Source organism: Streptomyces sp. cmx-18-6 (genome assembly GCF_046548915.1).
Classification (GTDB): domain Bacteria; phylum Actinomycetota; class Actinomycetes; order Streptomycetales; family Streptomycetaceae; genus Streptomyces.
Genome location: NZ_JAEBEP010000008.1, coordinates 93405 through 109162, shown reverse-complemented (window position 1 = coordinate 109162; position 15758 = coordinate 93405). Strand labels below are relative to the sequence as shown.

Here is a 15758-nt window from a genome sequence, read left to right as displayed (position 1 = left end):
GAAAAAGGATTCGGCCGGTTGCTGTGCCCCACCGCACTGGTGGGGCACAGCAACCGGCCGATGTGGCGCCGGGGCGCGTTCAGCTCATCAGGCGAGCAGGGCGCCGAGGACGAACCCGGCGATCATGCCCACCGCGGCCACCACGATGGCGGGCACGGCCAGCCGCTCGTGCCTGACGGTCTTGGCGATGATGCCCAGCACCAGGCCGATCGGACCGAGGACGATCGGCAGGATGAGGATCGCCAGCGCACCCAGCACCATCGCGATGATGCTCAGTACATTGCCGGCCGGCGCGCTGTGCGGTGCGCCGTGAGACTGCTGTCCGGTCGGTTGGTTGTCGTACTGCGCCGTCATCGGTCACTCCTTCGGGAGAGTCGTCCTGGCCCCGGTCCCCGGATGGACCGACCCAACCCCCGCGTACCCGGAAGTCCCTTGACAACACCTTTACTTCACGGCCGTGCGGTGAAAGGTGCGTGCTGCTCGGAGCGGCGTTTCGCGGAAGGCGGCGGTCCGGATCCCGGCGCTCGCGCACCCCCGGGGCGGCCGCATCGCCGCTCGGCGCAATGGCCTACGCCGGCATGCGCCGAATGGCGCGGGTCCCACGGGGCACCCGATGATCCCAGGAGACACCCGCATCCTTGTCCGCCGTCGTCATCGCCGTTGTGTCCGCCCTTGTATTCGCCTTGGAGGCACTGTCATGAGTCTTCTCCGCATCGCCGGCCGCCCTTTGCTCGCCTCGATGTTCGTCGTCGGCGGCGTGAGCTCCCTGCGCAGCCCCCAGGACGTCGCCCCGGTGGCCGAATCCGTCGCCCGTGCGGTGACCGATCGCGTCGCCGTGCTGCCGGACAGCACCGAGCAGCTCGTCCGGCTCAACGGGGCGGTGCAGGTGGTGGGCGGCATCGCTCTCGGGCTCGGCCGCTTCCCGCGACTGTCCGCACTGGCCCTCGCCGCGACCCTGGTGCCCACCACGCTGGCGGCGCACCGCTTCTGGGAGGCGGAGGACCCCTCCGAGCGCGCCCAGCAGCGCGTCCACTTCTTCAAGAACCTGTCGATGCTGGGCGGCCTGCTGATCGCGACCGACGACACCGGCAGCCGCCCCTCCCTGCTGTGGCGCGGCCGCCACGCCGCCCACGACGTCCGGCACGACGCCCACCTGGTACGCCGCACGATCCGGGCCACGGCGGGCCCCGCCGCGAGGGCCGGCGGCATCCGGGCCAAGCTGGGCGGCTGAGCGGGGGACACGGACGGGGCGGGGCAGGGGCGGGCCGGCGAGGCCGAGACGGTTCTCCGGCGTTTCGCCGCGGCCGACGAGTGGGGCCGCTTCCGGCCGGCCCTTGATCGAACTGCTGGGGCCAGGACCGGATCGAGGAGGCCGTGGAGGCGGGACGACCTGCCCTCGACCACCACGATGCCCGCCTGCTCGAAGGCGTCATCCGCCTTCTCGCCGAGGCCGGGCGTTCTTCGGACGGCCGCCGTCGACGTATCGAGAGACGCCCGGCGGGCGGCGCCGGCCGGCGCATGGCAGGGCCGGCCGGCGCCGCGGCGGGTCAGCCCGGCCAGGTGCCCGTCACACTGCGCGTGGCCTGGGCGCCCGAGCGCTCGACCGCGGCCTTGACCACGGCGAATATCGCGCCCTGGATGGCGGCGGCGAGGAGGATCTGCCGCCACGGACGGTCCTCGTCCAGGGCGTCGGGGGCGTCGCCCTCACCCTCGATGACCTTCCACACCTGCTTGAACGCGGCGCCCGCGAGCATGCCGCTCACCGCGCCCAGCGCCAGTCCGACCGGCCTGTAGGCGATCTTCGACGCCCTCATCGGTTACGTCCACGGCCGCGGCGCACCAGCAGGAAGACCAGGAACAGCGCACCGCCCGCCAGGAGCGGGGTGCGGTTGGCGCGTGCGACCGTCGCGGCCCGGTCCGCCTTCTCCAGCAGCGGGTCGGGCGTCCTGGCCGCCGCGTACTGCCCGGCCCGGACGGCGCTCTCGCGCACCTGCGCCGTCGCCCGCGCGGTCTTCTCCAGGACGGGGTCGGGCGTCTTCTCCTTCACCAACTGCGCCGCCTGCTCCGCCTTCTCGCGGATCTGGCCGGAAGCCAGCGCGGCCTTCTCGGACACCTGTTCCTTCACTGCGGCGGTCCTCTCCTTCGCCTGCGCCTTGACGTCGGCCTTGGCCGCCAGCGCCTCGACGGTCTGCCCGAGTTCGTCGCGCGTGCGCTCGACCTGCTCGCGCAGCTCCTCGGGGGTCGGGGTTCCGATCTCGGTCCGTGATTCGTCGTTCATCGGTGAGCCTTTTCCTTTACCTCGGCCAGATCGGCCTTGACGCTGTCGATGGTCTGCCCGGGGGCGGGTCCGCCGGCCCGGGCGATCTGCTTCTTCCCGGAGAGGGCGGCCACCGCGGCCACCGCCGCCAGCACCGCCGTCACGATGAGCGCCGCCGCCCACAGGGGCAGTGCCAGCGCGAGGGCGGCGATGCAGGTCGCCACCAGCGCCTGGGCCGCCAGAATGCCGATGAGGCCCGCGGCGCCGAAGAGGCCGCCGCCCTTCCCGTACCGCTTGCCCTTCTGGGTCATCTCGACCCGGGCCAGCTGCATCTCCTCGCGGACCAGCTCCGAGATCTGCTCCGATGCACGCGAAACGAGCGCGCCCACCGGTTCGTCGGCGGCGTGGGCCTGCCGCTCTGCTGTGCTCATCGTGAGGTCACCTTGCCTTCCTCGATCTGTCGGAAAAGTCGGTTGCGCCGAGGCGTCCGATGTGGTGGTCAGCGGCTCCGCACGGTGCGCGTACCCCGCAACCGCCCCGACACCCTCCCGGCGGGAAAGAGCCGCCGGGATTCTCCCGCCGTGCCCACGGCCCGGGCCGGCCACCGTCCGCGCGCTCACCGCTCCATGCGGCGGCGGTCCCCGTCGCTCCACGCCCGGGTGTCGCGGGGCCTGACGTACGGCTCCTCGTCCTTGGGGTGCCCGCCCGCGATCGCGCGCTGGCGGACCATCTCCGCGTCGAACTCCAGCCCCAGGAGGATGGCCAGATTGGTGATCCACAGCCAGACCAGGAAGACGACCACACCCGCGAGAGCGCCGTACGTCTTGTTGTACGAGGCGAAGTTGGCGACGTAGAACGCGAAGCCGGCCGACGCGGCCATCCAGATCACCAGGGCCAGGAAACTGCCCGGGGTCACCCACCTGAAGCCGCGTCCCTTGGCGTTCGGAGCCGCCCAGTAGAGCACCGCGATCATGATCGTGACGAGGAGGACCAGAACCGGCCACTTCGCGATCGACCAGACGGTCAGCGGCGTGTCGCCGATCCCCAGCGCCGCGCCGGCCTGCCGGGCCAGACCGCCGGAGAAGACCACGATGAGCGCACTGGCGCAGGCCAGGACCATCAGCGTCACGGTCAGGGCCAGGCGCAGCGGCAGGACCTTCCACACCGGGCGGCCCTCCGGCATGTCGTAGACGGCGTTCGAGGTGCGGATGAACCCGGCGACGTAACCGGAGGCCGACCACACCGCGACGGCCAGACCCACGATCGCCATGAACGACCCGACGCCGGAGTTGCCCTGGAGCTGCTCCACCGCGTCACTGACCACGTCCCGGGCGGAGCCGGGCGTCAGTTTCCGCAGATTGTCCAGGACCTGCTTCGTCGCCGACTCGCCCGCGATGCCCAGCAGGGACACCAGCACCAGGAGGGCGGGGAACAGCGCCAGCACACCGTAGTAGGTCAGCGCCGCGGCCCGGTCGGCGAGTTCGTCGTCCTTGAACTCCCTCAGGGTGCCGCGCAGCACCGCCGTCCACGACCGCCGGGGCAGCTCGGTCGGCAGATCCGGCGCCCGCTCCTCCACCTGATCATCGGGTCCCGCTCCGCTCCCGCGGTCGACGTCCCCGCGCGCGTGTCCGCCGTCAGGGTCAGGCTTCGGTGTGCTTGTCATACCCTGCGGGTTTCCAGCCCAGCGGCACTCATGTCCGCTTCGGTGGCACTCGTGTCCCCTTCAGTGGCGCTCAGGTCCGTCTCAGGGGCACTCGTGTCCGTGAGGCACGTGGCTCCGGGGGCGGGCGGAACCCCTGCCGAGTGTTTACGCCAGGAGGGAGCGGGTCCCGATGCTCAGGGCGAGGAGCGTTCCGGCCCGGTGAGCCGTTCGGGGCGGATGTCGGTCAGGACGTCCGAGTACTCCAGCCGAAGGGCCAGCGCCCGGAGCCGGTCGTACTGGTCCTGGCTCAGTGTCAGCCCGGACGAGTTCACGGCGTGGACCAGGTAGTCGAGGGCGATCTCCGCCTCGTCGTTCGCCGCCAGCTCGCGCACCGACTGAAGGACGTCCACCCGAAGCCCCCGGGCGGCGGCCTGCCGTTCGAGCGCGCCGACCACCATCGCGATGACGGCATCCGCGTAATGGTCCATGACGTGGCTCGTTTCCCATGGGGTGCGAAATCCGTCGTGAGCCCGCGGTGGCGCGGAGCCCGGCCCATACCGTAGCGGGCCCGCGCCGCCGAGGGGCGGCGGGGGACCGGCAGGCCGGGTCCCGGTGCCCAACGGGCCCCCGGGGGAGGGTCGAACGGCCCTCCCCGGGGGCGGGCCCGTTCGCGATGATGGGCCCAGCGGCCGGTCGAAGGGCCGGTTCCCACGCAGACGTATGGAGGCAGAGCGATGACGAAGGCCGTAGCCGTAGGGGTGGACGGTTCGCCGGAGAGTCTGGCCGCGGCCGACTGGGCGGCCCGCGAAGCCACTTTGCGCGGGCTGCCGTTGCGCATCGTGCACGCCTGGCTCTGGCAGCCGCTGGACATCCCGCTCGTCCAGAACCGGGACACGGAGGCCCAGGCCGCCCGTGCCGTGCTGCGGGAGGCCGAGGAGCAGGTGACCGCCAGGTTCCCCGAGCTCTCCGTCTCCACCAAGGTGCTGCCCGAGACGGCGGTCGTGGCGCTGCTGGCCGAGGCCGAGCGGTCCGCCCTCCTGTGCCTGGGCTCCCGGGGGCACGGCGCGCTGCTGGGCTTCCTCCTCGGCTCCTACGGGCAGCAGGTGATCGCCGGAGCGAACGGCCCCGTCGTCTCCGTGCGCGCCTACGACGGCGAGTACCCGGTCCGGGAGAGCGGCGAGGTCATCGTCGGCCAGCAGGGGACGCCGGAGGAGAGCGCGGAGGTGCTCGGCTTCGCCTTCGAGGCCGCCTCCGTACGCGGAGTCCCGTTGCGCGCGGTACGGGCCTGGAGCCTGCCGCCCGCCTACACGTGGAGCGCCTCGCTCGCCCTCGCCGACGCGGCGGGAGGGCTGGAACCCTTCGAGCGCAAGGCGCTCCAGGAGGCCCTGGCTCCCTGGCGCGACCGGTTCCCCGACGTGCGGGTCACCGAGCACGTCGAGATGGGCAGCGCCGGACAGGTCCTGGTGGAGGAGTCCACGGAGGGCCAGTTGATGGTGGTCGGACGGCGCGCCCGCCGGGCCTCGATCGGCGCCCGGATCGGTTCGGCCGCCCACGCGGTCCTGCACCACGCCCGCTGCCCCGTCGCCGTCGTACCGCACGCCTGACCCGTCCCGCCGCCGAAGCCCGCCCCGCGCCTGCCGCAGGGCGGGCTTCGGCGCGCGACGGGACGGGCCGGGCAGCGGACGTACCGCGTGACGCACGTACCGCGCGACGGGACGTACCGCGCGCCGACCGGACGACGCCGACCGGACCCGCGCCGCTGCCCAGATGTCAGATGTCAGATGTCAGATGTCAGATGTCAGATGTACGACGTCGACCGGACGTACGACGCCGGACAGACCCGCGACGCCGGACGGACCCGCGACGCCGGACGGACCCGCGACGCCGGACGGACCCGCGACGCCGAACACCCCTCCCCACGCCGAACACCCCCCACGCCAACCAGTCCCCGTTCAGGACTGCTCCTCCGGGGAGTCCAGCGAGCTCAGCACCCCCGTGACCCCGTCAATGCGCCAGAGGGCCGCGACGAGGCGGGGCAGCCCGTCCGGAGGCGCGGACCCGGTGAGGGTGACCAGGCCCTCGCGCACCGAGACCCGCACGTCGTCGGGGCCGAGCGGCCCGGCCGGTGCGCGCCGCAGCTCCCCGTACACGTCGGCCCGTATCTCCTCGTCCGTACGGAGGAAGGCGCGGAGCAGGTCGCGGCGGGTGACGATGCCGATCAGCCGGTCCTCGGGGTCCACCACGGGGAGCCGGTCCACGCGCCGCCGCTCCATGACCCGGGCCGCGTCCCTCACCCGCTGTTCCGGGTGGATCGTGACGGCGGGGGCCGTCATCAGGTCACGGGCCGCGATCCCGGCCGCGTGCACGGGGTCGACGCGTCCGGGACGGGGGCCGCCGGCCACATCCGTACGGGAGACCACGCCGACGACCCGGTCCTCGGCGTCCAGGACGGGTGCCCCGCCGATCCGGTGGAGGGCGAACAGCTTGGCCACCTGCCGGGCCGGCGCCCCCGGCGCGGCGGTGACGACCTCGCGGGTCATCACCTCGCCCACTGTGTGCTCACGCATGTCCTGTCCCGGGATTCCGTGCTGATGGGGGGACGCCGTACGGTGCCGATCCGGCCGGGACCGTACCGGCGTCCGGCCGGGCCCCGACGGGCCCGTACCCGAGGATCCCGCGCGGCGCTCCCGTGGCGGGAGGCCCGGTCGGGTCCGGTGCCGGGCCCGAACGTCCCTGGCTGTCGGAGGCGGGGCCTACAGTGGCGCGCAAGGGTGTCGGACGGAGGGGAAGAGGACGCTGTGGGCGTTGAGCAGCCGTTGTCGCGGATGCCTCAGATGCGGCTGGACGAGCTGCTGGAGGAGTTGCAGGCGAGGATCAACGCGGCCAGGGGGACCCGGGACCGGGTGCACAGCCTGCTGGAGGCCGTCGTCTCGGTCGGCCGTGAGCTGGACCTGTCCCAGGTGCTGCGGCGCATCGTCGAGGCCGCGGCGCAACTGGTGGACGCGCGGTACGGCGCGCTGGGAGTGATCGGCCCGGACGGACGGACCCTGTCGCAGTTCCTCACCTCGGGCATGACGCCGGAGCAGCGGGAGAAGATCGGCCCGCTGCCCGCCGGACACGGGCTGCTGGGAGAGCTGATCCGGCACCCGGAACCCCTGCGCCTGAGCGAACTGGGCGCGCATCAGGCGTCGTTCGGGTTTCCCGCCCACCATCCGCCGATGCTGACCTTCCTCGGGGTGCCGATCCGGGTGCGGGACGAGGTGTTCGGGAACCTCTACCTCACCGACAAGCGGGGCGGTCTGGACTTCGACGCGGAGGACGAGTCCGTGATCACCACCCTGGCGGTCGCGGCCGGCGTGGCGATCGACAACGCGCGCCTGTACGAGAGCTCCCAGCGCCGGCACCGCTGGCTCAGGGCGGGGGCCGAGGTCACCAACCGCCTCCTGTCGGGCGAGAGCCGGCAGGACGTGCTGGAACTGATCGCGCGGCGGGCCGGGGAGATCACCGGCGCCCGCCTGGCGGAGGTGGCCGTGCCCGTTGCCGGCACGGTCGGCCTGGTCGTGGAGCTGTCGGTGGGCGACGACGGTCTCCAGGGGCTGGTCGTCCCGGTCGACGGCACCCTGTCGGGCGCGGCATCGGCGGCCCGGACGCCCGTGGTCTCCGCCTGTCTGGGCAAGGACTCCCGCTTCCCCGCCGACCCCCACCCGGCCGACGAGGTGGGCCCCGCGGTCGCCGTGCCGCTGGGGGCGGCCGGAGCCGGGGTCCTGCTGCTGGCGCGCGCGGTCGGGGAGCCCGTGTTCACGGAGGCGGAGCTGGAGCCTCTGCTCGCCTTCGCGGGGCAGGCGGCGCTGGCCATGGAGCTGGCGGAACGGCGGCGGGACGCCGAGCACGTCGCGCTCCTCGAGGACCGCGACCGGATCGCCCGCGACCTCCACGACCTGGCGATCCAGCGCCTCTTCGCGACCGGCATGACGCTCCAGAGCGCCGCCCGGCTGATCGAGCACGCGGGGGCGGCCGAGCGGGTGAGCCGGGCCGTCGACGACCTGGACGAGACCATCAAGATCATCAGGTCCACGATCTTCGGCCTCCGGAGCCGGGAGGAGGGGGCCGGTGCGACTCTGCGCGCCCGGACGTCCCGCGCGGTGGGGGACTCCGTGACCTCCCTGGGGTTCCCGCCCCGGCTGAGCATGGAGGGCCTGCTCGACACCGACGTACCGCCCGAGGTGGCGGACCACGTGGTGGCGGCGGTCGGGGAGCTCCTCAGCAACGCGGCCCGGCACGCGCACGCCACCCGGGTCGAGGTGAACCTCAAGGCCACCGGGGACGAAGTGCGCCTGACGGTCACGGACAACGGCCGCGGCATACCGGAGCGGGGCCGGCGCAGCGGGCTGGGCAACCTCGCCGAGCGCGCCCGCCAGGTCGGCGGGGCCCTGGAGACGTCGACGCCCGAGGGCGGCGGCAGCCGGCTGGTCTGGCGCGCCCCGCTGCGCTGAGCCGCACGCACCCGCGCCGATGAGGGCCGACCGGCCCTGTTCCCGGGTGCGGCGGTACGGCACCATCGGGGGAGCCCGGGCGGGCACGGACGACGGATGACGGAGCATGAGATGACGGACAACGACCCCGGCGGCACCGGGAAGGCGCCGGTGACGGTCTTCCTCCTCGACGACCACGAGGTGGTGCGCCGCGGCGTGCACGACCTGCTGGACGCCGAGCCCGACATGACCGTCGTGGGGGAGGCGGGCACCGTGGAGCAGGCGCTCGCCCGCGTCCCGGCGCTGCGCCCCCAGGTCGCCGTCCTGGACGTGCGCCTGCCGGACGGGGACGGAGTGAGCGTCTGCCGCGAACTGCGCTCCCGACTGCCCGACCTGGCCTGCCTGATGCTGACGTCCTTCGACGACGAGGAGGCGCTGCTCGACGCGATCGTGGCGGGCGCCTCCGGCTACGTACTGAAGCAGATCACCGGCACGGACCTGGTCCAGGCCGTGCGCACGGTCGCCTCCGGCCGGTCGATGCTCGACCCGGGAGCCACCGCGCGCGTGATGGCCCGGCTGCGGAACAGCGCGGCCCAGGACGACCGGCCCTCGGGGTTCGCCGCGCTGACCGCCCGGGAGCAGGAGATCCTGGCGCTCATCGGCGAGGGGCTCACCAACCGCGAGATCGGTCTCCGGCTCTATCTCGCGGAGAAGACCGTCAAGAACAACATCTCCCGCATCCTGGCGAAGCTCGGAGTCGAACGCCGCGTCCAGGCCGCCGTCATCGCCACGCAGGCCCGCCGCCCCGCATAGCGCCGCGCCCCGCCCCGACGCCGGGGAAACCGTTGGGGGTGTCAGGCTCCGTGGGCGACGGTGCCGTACGCGACGAAGGCGACGGCCACCGCGGCCAGGGAGGCCAGACGGACACCGGCCGCCACCAGGCCCGCGCGGCGTCGGCGCTGTGACCCGCCCCGGATCAGCAGCGTCGTGGTGATCAGCGAGACGACGAGGAGGAGCGAGCCTCCGAAGAGGTACGCCGCCTCGGCCAGCTGCCGGCCCACGGGCATGTCGTAGTCGTCGACGAACGCGGGTACCAGCGCGCCGATCCCGGCCAGGGCCACAGCGGCCACGAGCGTGAACACCGCGTCGGTCGCCAAAGTCACGGCCCACCGGCTGCCGAGCGCCGGCGCGGGAGAAGACGTCGAACGCACGGTTGCCTCTTCCAGTCGGTGCGCAGGATGCTACCCGAGCGGCCCCGAGCTCTCACCGCCCCGGCCGCGACGGGCCATCAGCCGCTGTGCCGCGGTCAGCACAGTGGCGCTCGCGCGAGTCGAACGGAGCGCGGCCCGGGCCGCGTTGGCGCCGGGGGCGCCGTGCACCCCGCCGCCCGGATGCGCGGAGGCGGAGGCCAGATACAGCCCCTTGACCGCTGTCTCCGGGCGCCCCGTGCCCGGAACCGGCCGGAACACCAGCTGCTGGTGCAGCGAGGCCGTGCCCCCGTTGACCGCGCCGTCGCGCAGGTTGGCGTCCGCCGCCTGGAGCGTGGGCGGGGCCAGGATCCGCCGGGCGCGGACGCGGCTGCGGAAACCGGGGGCGTAACGCTCCACCTGCTCCTCCACCCGGTCGGCCATCCGCTCCCGCTCCCCGGCGTCCCACCCACCGGTCAGGCCGTCCGCCCCGGCGTCCGCCTTCACGGTGCGGGGCACATGGGTGTAGGCCCACGCCGATTCGGTGCCCCGCGGCGAACGGGTCGCGTCCGCCGTGGTCATCTGCCCGAAGAGCAGGAAGGGGCGGTCCGGCACCAGGCTCCGGGCGATCTGGGAGGCCCACCGGGTGAGTTCGTCGACGCCCTCCGCCAGGTGCACGGTGCCGGCCGACGCGACCGCCGGGCTGGTCCACGGGACGGGTCCGTTCAGCGCCCAGTCCACCTTGAACGTGGCGAAGTCCCACTGGAACCTCCGCATGTCCTCCAGGAGCCGGGACGGCAGATGCTCCGGGGCGACCAGCGACCCGTACAGGCTCGGCGCGGACACATCGGCGAGCACCGCCCGGCGGGCGGGGACCGCCTCCCCGTGCGCGGTACGGACGCCCACGGCACGGCCCTGCCGCACGACGACCTCGGTCACCCGGTGTCCGCACCGCACACTGCCGCCGCGTGCCCGCAGCCGTCGCACCAGGGCGGAAGTGAGGGCGCCGGCGCCCCCGACCGGTACGGGAAAGCCGTGGGACTGGCCCAGCATCGACATCAGCCAGCCGAAGCCGCCGCTGCCCGCGGCCTCGGGGGCCAGGTCCGCGTGCAGGGCGTTGCCGGCCAGCAGCAGCCGGCCGCCCTCGCCGCTGAACTCCTCCTCGCCGAACCTGCGTACGGGCAGCAGAAGGCTGCGCGCCAGCCTCAGCCCGCCCGCAGCCCGGAGCCGAGCGGCCAGGACGCCGCCGGAGAGGACGGGCGGGAACGGCGAGAACAGGGCCTTGACGATGTCGTCGCCCAGCCGGTCCCAGATGCCGCACAGCTCCAGCCAGCTCTGTCCGTCGCCGGGCGCGGCATCGTCGAGGCCGGCGGCGGTGACCGTCCGGTCCCGGTCCAGCACGGCGCAACTGCCGTCGAGCAACGGGTGGGCGAGCACCCGGGGGGCATGGCTCCAGCGGAGCCCCTCCCGTTCCAGCCCCAGCTTCGCCAGCACCGGAGACACCGCCGCCAGGGGGTAGAACGAGCTGAACAGGTCGTTGACGAACGCGGGGTCGACCCCCCGGTCGCTGCGGACCGCGCCGCCCGGTTCGTCCTGCTCCTCCAGCACCTCCACGGTCCAGCCGGCGTCAGCGAGCACATTGGCCGCCACCAAGCCGTTGGGGCCGCTTCCGATGACTACCGCGTCGACCATGGCACCGTCCTTCTCCCGAGAGTCCGTGCGCCGTACGCGGCCGTCGTGTCCGGCCGCCGTATCCGTCCGAGGGGCCCCGGGCTCAGTCGGCCGGTGCGGCGGCGCTGCGCCGGCCGCCGCGCGGCTCCGCGGCCGTCACGCGTTCGACCAGCCGGGTGAGGCGCGCCAGCATGGTGCGGTGGCGGAGCTGGAACAGGGTGTCCAGCAGCGGATTGTGGAGCGTGCCGCCCAGGCCGCGCAGCGGGTGCTCGTCGACGATCACGAGCGTGCGATCGCCCCAGGGGCGGATGTCGAAGGCGACGCGGGCCGTGCCCCAGGGGCCGCCCTCGGCCTCCAGCTCCAGCGTCCGCGGCCTGTCGATGTGCCGGACGACCGTGCGCCCGGTGAACCGCTTGGGCCCCACATGCACGTGGTACGTGATCGACGAGCCGGTCTCGGGCCAGAGCCCTTCCTCGGGGCGGGAGTCGGAGGTGCCGACCACCCACTCCCCGTACAGGGTCGCGTCCTCCAGCACGGACCACACCGCTGCCGGCGGCCGGTCGATGAGGTGATGCCGTACGGCCATGATGCTCCTCGGTCCGATCCGTTCCCGTGGGCGATTCTGCCGTTCGGCGACCGGTTCCGCCGTTCGGCGCGGGCACCGCCCCCGCCGCTCGAAGCGCGCATCCGGTCCCTGGGACGGGCCCGCCCGACATCCGCCGTACGCCGTGGGGTGAGGTGAACCGGGCCGACGCGTACGGCGGGAACGTCACCCCCTCGTGCCGGCCCTCGCAGGGGTGCGCGGAAGGCGATCGCACCTCACCGGCGACCGGTCGGGTGAATGCGGCCCCCCTCGGTTTTGGCGGTCGCCCGCAGGTGGCAAGGCCACGAGGTGCTTCGGAGCCGAGGCACGCCCCGGCGACGGATGCCGCGTGGGTCGTGCCCGCTGACGTTCGGCACACTCCGGCGCACCGTCCTCACGGCGACAGCGATCCCGTACGGCGAGGAGTTGAGCCGCACCCATGGCCGAGGAACGCCGGTACGCCGACGACCCCGACACGGCAGCGGACTTCCGCCGTCTCGCGGAGCTGCCCGGCGGGCCCGCCCGGGAACGGCTGGGCGGGGAGATCATCTGCGCCTGGCTGCCCATGTCCCACCGGCTGGCCGCCCGCTACCGCAACCGCGGCGAGACGCTGGAGGACCTGCGGCAGGTCGCGGCGATCGGCCTCGTCAACGCCGTGGACCGCTACGACCCCGCGATCGGCCGGGCCTTCGCGCCCTTCGCCGTCCCCACGATCACGGGGGAGATCAAGCGGCACTTCCGGGACCGCATGTGGTCGGTCCACGTCCCCCGCCGGATCCAGAACCTCCGCAACGTCGTCCGCCGCGCCCGCGCCGAACTGGCCGCCTCGGGCACCCCGCCCTCCCTCGCCCGGATCGCCGAGCACACCGGGCTGACCGAGGAGGAGGTACGGCACGGGAGTGAGGCGCTGCACGGCTTCAGCGCCCTCTCCATCGATGCCGAGGCCGCGGCGGACGGCGGCGAGTTACACCTCGGCGCCCGCCTGGGGGCCGTGGACGAGGCGTACGACCTGGTGCTCGACCGCGAGGCGGCGAAACCCGGCATCCGCCGACTGGCCGAGCGCGAGCGACGGGTGCTCTACCTGCGGTTCTTCGCCGGGATGACCCAGAGTGCCATCGCCACCGAGCTGGGCCTCTCACAAATGCACGTCTCGCGGCTGATCGCCGAGTCCTGCCGCCGGATCCGGGAGAGCGCCACGCGCGAACCCCCTACGGAGAACGCCCTCCAGCCCGCGCAGCGATGGTGACGGGCGGCGGGTGTCGCCCGCACGGTGGCCCGCCGCGCGGACGCATGAACCCGCCGTAGGCATGAACCCGCCGTGCGCAGTTCGCGGGGGGCGTTCGCTGTCGTGACCCGGGTGCGCAGCCGCTTCCAGTGGGCAGGCCGGAACTGCCGGGCCCGGGGAGCCAGCACCAAGTCGAGCGGCTGCTCGTCCGGCAGACCGATGCCCGGGACGCCGGGATTCGACCGCAGCGGCAGGTACACCAGCGAACGGGGCGAACGGGCCGCGAGCATGAGCAGCGTGCCCAACTGCCGGCCGTCCGTCCGGTCCACGTACAACCCGTAGTCGTTGCCCCGGTCGGCGTACAGGGCGACGTTCCTCGCACGCGCGGGGCGAATCACCCGGTACTCGTCGCTCCCCAACCGCACCCGCTGGACCACCACCTTCGCCCGGAGCCCGTCCGGGCCCAAAGCCGCTCGCGACGCCGCCATGCCTTCCCCCCCGTCCGCGTCCCCTGCCTGTCCCGACCATTGTCCCCGCGCAAACGGCGTGCGTACGAACGCGTTTCGGTCGGCGGAGCGCCGCGCAGCGCACTGTGCGGATGGCCCCGAAGGCACCAGCAAGGTCGTCCTCCGGGTTGCGCCACCGCAGCGCGCCCTCGATGGACCCGCCGCCCAACATCGCCACCGCCCTCCGGGCGGACCGTGCCGGCGGGCCGAGCGGCTCAGAGGTGACCGACCGCCGACCCCCTCTCATCGGGCGCGAGATCGTCCAGGAGTGCCTGGCAACCGGCCACCAGACTCCCGAGCGAGGCCCCCGTGCCGGGGCCCGGTCCTTCCAGGAGCTTCTTCAGACCCGCGAGGGCCCGGTGGGCTTCGGCCAGATGGGCGCTGCGCCGGCCGCGCCGCTCCTCGTCCGGTCCGTGCTCCATGATCGCCTGATCGATCGCGCAGGCCCCTGCCGCGGCGGTCAGCAGCACGCCGAGTCCGTCCAGGGCCCGGCGCGGCGGCCGGGGCAGCCCCCGGTGCTCGGAAGCGGTCTCCCACAGTGTCAGCGTCAGGGTGAGAAGGCGGTCGCCCACCCGGGCCCAGAGGACGTCCCACGCGTCGGACGGAGCGGGAGCGCCTCGGCGGAGCCGGCGGCCGGGGTTGAACCGGAAGCTCTCGGACGCCCACCCCCGCGCGATCCGCAGCTCCGACAGGGCCCCCAGCATTTCCGCGGCGGTCCGGTACCACTGTTCCGCCCGCTCCTCGTCGTAGTCCTCGCGGATGCCGTCGCCGAGGTCCCGCAGAAGCCGGGCGCAGTCGCGCGGCAGCGCACACGCCAGCCTGTTCACGTGCAGGGAGTGCACCGGAGGCAGCACGAGGGCGTTCACCGCGATGCCCACGGCCGCCCCCACGGCGGTCTCCAGCAGCCGGTGCCCGACCGCCGGGAGCGAGTACGAGCCGTAGGCCAGGACGAACAGCGCGGTGGTGGGCGCGTACAGCCCCTGCCCGCCGACCGGCGCCCAGTTGCCGAGCAGCACCGCCGGCGGGAGGGCGATGAGCAGGGCGGTCATCGTGTCGTCCGTGAGGAGGGCCGCACCGGCGGCGAGCAGGGTTCCGGCCGTGATCATCAAGAACAGCTGGGCCGCCGTGCGCATCGACCGGTAGACCGTTCCCTGGACCAGTGCCACGGCCGCCCAGGGGGCCATCAGCGCCATCGGAGCCGCCAGCCACCATCCCGTCACCGCCCAGGCGATGGAGGCCGCGGCGGCCGCCTTGAGGGACTGCACCACCTGATAGCGGTCGGGCCGCCGCACGCGCGGGGCCAAGCGGGCGAACCGGTGCTTCACAGGGCTCCCCGGCAGGCTCCGGCGCGCACGCGCGCCCTGGACCGGCCGATCGGACGCGGGACGTGCGCCCGGGATATCCCGAGGAGTTCCGCGACGCCGGCCGGGGGCATGGCGCGGAAGCGGGAAGCCGGCCGGTACGTCCGCCGGACACGTCGGGGCGACCGGGCGCTGATCAGAGCGACCCGGGCCCGAAGGGGCTGTCGTCGAGGTGCGCGAGCAGTTCGGCGACATCGCGGAAGACCGCGTCCGCCCCCGCCCGCTCCAGGTCGGCGCGCGGAATGCCGCCCGACAGCACCGCCACCGCGCGCACCCCGGCGCGGGACGCCGCCTCCATGTCCCACACCGTGTCACCGACGAACACCGCGTCCCCGGCAGGGACACCGGCCAGTTCCAGGGCCAGCCGCACGGGTTCCGGGGAGGGCTTGCCCTCGTCGACGTCGTCCGAGCTCGCCGTGGACCGGATGGCCTCGTCCGCGTCCACCGCCCGCCGCAGGGCCGTCAGCTCCGCCCCGCTCGCCGAGGTGGCGAGGACGACCCGCCAGTCGCGCCCGGCGAGGGTGCGCAGCAGATCGCCCGCGCCCTCGAAGGCGGGGAGGCGGTCGAAGTACGTCCCGTAGAGCACCTTGTGCGCCGAGCCGATGGCGGAATCCCCGTCACGGTCCCGGTCGGCCCCGAGCAGCCGCTCGATCAGGTCGCCGGAGCCGAGGCCGACCGCCCGGTGGATGTCCGGCATCGGCACGGTGTGCCCCGCCTGCCGGAACGCCTCCCACCACGCCACCACGTGCAGGTGGTTGGTGTCGGTGAGCGTGCCGTCCACGTCGAAGATCGCCGCGCCTGCCATGTGCACCCGTTCCTTCGTCGACCTCCCCGGCCCTGCCGGGATTCGTCCG

The 15758-nt window shown here is 73.8% G+C and carries 17 protein-coding genes; 5 read left to right on the top strand and 12 right to left on the bottom strand.

Going from position 1 to position 15758, the window contains the following annotated elements:
- Positions 1 to 87: 87 nt before the first annotated feature.
- On the bottom strand, positions 88 to 354 hold the full coding sequence (locus ACLJPL_RS20180; RefSeq protein WP_411082250.1) for a hypothetical protein: 267 nt from the start codon (positions 352 to 354) through the stop codon (positions 88 to 90).
- 343 nt (positions 355 to 697) lie between these two features.
- Here ACLJPL_RS20180 and ACLJPL_RS20175 point away from each other — a divergent pair, with 343 nt between their 5' ends.
- The gene (locus ACLJPL_RS20175) at positions 698 to 1231 is read left to right on the top strand and encodes a DoxX family protein (protein WP_411082249.1); all 534 of its coding nucleotides are present in this window, start codon (positions 698 to 700) and stop codon (positions 1229 to 1231) included.
- Positions 1232 to 1547: 316 nt separating this feature from the next.
- On the opposite strand, the gene ACLJPL_RS20170 is transcribed toward ACLJPL_RS20175, so the two are convergent.
- From ACLJPL_RS20170 to ACLJPL_RS20150, 5 genes are all read right to left on the bottom strand, one after another.
- A complete protein-coding gene (locus ACLJPL_RS20170; protein WP_411082248.1) occupies positions 1548 to 1814 on the bottom strand; it encodes a DUF4235 domain-containing protein in 267 nt (88 codons plus the stop codon).
- Positions 1811 to 2278, bottom strand: a complete 468-nt coding sequence (locus ACLJPL_RS20165; RefSeq protein WP_411082247.1) for a DUF3618 domain-containing protein — start codon at positions 2276 to 2278, stop codon at positions 1811 to 1813. Before ACLJPL_RS20165 ends, ACLJPL_RS20170 begins: the two co-directional genes overlap by 4 nt.
- The gene (locus ACLJPL_RS20160) at positions 2275 to 2688 is read right to left on the bottom strand and encodes a phage holin family protein (RefSeq protein WP_411082246.1); all 414 of its coding nucleotides are present in this window, start codon (positions 2686 to 2688) and stop codon (positions 2275 to 2277) included. The genes ACLJPL_RS20165 and ACLJPL_RS20160 overlap by 4 nt, the downstream gene beginning before the upstream one ends.
- Positions 2689 to 2873: 185 nt before the next feature.
- Positions 2874 to 3920: a YihY/virulence factor BrkB family protein gene (locus ACLJPL_RS20155; RefSeq protein WP_411082245.1), complete on the bottom strand. Its 1047-nt coding sequence runs from the start codon at positions 3918 to 3920 to the stop codon at positions 2874 to 2876.
- Positions 3921 to 4093: 173 nt separating this feature from the next.
- Complete coding sequence (locus ACLJPL_RS20150) at positions 4094 to 4387, bottom strand: hypothetical protein (protein ID WP_411082244.1); 294 nt, start codon at positions 4385 to 4387, stop codon at positions 4094 to 4096.
- Between the two features lie 246 nt (positions 4388 to 4633).
- Between ACLJPL_RS20150 and ACLJPL_RS20145 the strand changes: the two genes are divergently transcribed.
- Complete coding sequence (locus ACLJPL_RS20145) at positions 4634 to 5503, top strand: universal stress protein (RefSeq protein ID WP_411082243.1); 870 nt, start codon at positions 4634 to 4636, stop codon at positions 5501 to 5503.
- 348 nt (positions 5504 to 5851) lie between these two features.
- Here ACLJPL_RS20145 and ACLJPL_RS20140 read toward each other — a convergent pair whose 3' ends face one another.
- On the bottom strand, positions 5852 to 6466 hold the full coding sequence (locus ACLJPL_RS20140; protein ID WP_411082242.1) for a CBS domain-containing protein: 615 nt from the start codon (positions 6464 to 6466) through the stop codon (positions 5852 to 5854).
- A 258-nt stretch (positions 6467 to 6724) separates the two neighbouring features.
- Here ACLJPL_RS20140 and ACLJPL_RS20135 point away from each other — a divergent pair, with 258 nt between their 5' ends.
- Complete coding sequence (locus ACLJPL_RS20135; RefSeq protein WP_411082241.1) at positions 6725 to 8392, top strand: GAF domain-containing protein; 1668 nt, start codon at positions 6725 to 6727, stop codon at positions 8390 to 8392.
- A 111-nt stretch (positions 8393 to 8503) separates the two neighbouring features.
- Positions 8504 to 9184: a response regulator gene (locus ACLJPL_RS20130; RefSeq protein WP_411082240.1), complete on the top strand. Its 681-nt coding sequence runs from the start codon at positions 8504 to 8506 to the stop codon at positions 9182 to 9184.
- Positions 9185 to 9225: 41 nt separating this feature from the next.
- Here the strand turns inward: ACLJPL_RS20130 and ACLJPL_RS20125 are convergent, their stop codons facing one another.
- The 3 genes from ACLJPL_RS20125 to ACLJPL_RS20115 form a co-directional block, all read right to left on the bottom strand.
- Complete coding sequence (locus ACLJPL_RS20125) at positions 9226 to 9534, bottom strand: hypothetical protein (protein ID WP_411082239.1); 309 nt, start codon at positions 9532 to 9534, stop codon at positions 9226 to 9228.
- A gap of 78 nt (positions 9535 to 9612) precedes the next feature.
- On the bottom strand, positions 9613 to 11250 hold the full coding sequence (locus ACLJPL_RS20120) for a phytoene desaturase family protein (RefSeq protein WP_411082238.1): 1638 nt from the start codon (positions 11248 to 11250) through the stop codon (positions 9613 to 9615).
- 82 nt (positions 11251 to 11332) lie between these two features.
- Positions 11333 to 11815: an SRPBCC family protein gene (locus tag ACLJPL_RS20115; RefSeq protein ID WP_411082237.1), complete on the bottom strand. Its 483-nt coding sequence runs from the start codon at positions 11813 to 11815 to the stop codon at positions 11333 to 11335.
- Positions 11816 to 12251: 436 nt separating this feature from the next.
- Here ACLJPL_RS20115 and ACLJPL_RS20110 point away from each other — a divergent pair, with 436 nt between their 5' ends.
- A complete protein-coding gene (locus ACLJPL_RS20110) occupies positions 12252 to 13058 on the top strand; it encodes a SigB/SigF/SigG family RNA polymerase sigma factor (protein ID WP_411082236.1) in 807 nt (268 codons plus the stop codon).
- A 700-nt stretch (positions 13059 to 13758) separates the two neighbouring features.
- Here the strand turns inward: ACLJPL_RS20110 and ACLJPL_RS20105 are convergent.
- Entirely contained in the window at positions 13759 to 14868 is a 1110-nt protein-coding gene (locus ACLJPL_RS20105) for an FUSC family protein (protein ID WP_411082235.1), read from the bottom strand.
- Between the two features lie 172 nt (positions 14869 to 15040).
- Positions 15041 to 15709 carry an HAD family hydrolase gene (locus tag ACLJPL_RS20100; protein ID WP_411082234.1) on the bottom strand — a complete coding sequence of 223 codons (669 nt, stop codon included), beginning with the start codon at positions 15707 to 15709 and terminating at the stop codon, positions 15041 to 15043.
- Between the last annotated feature and the right edge of the window lie 49 nt (positions 15710 to 15758).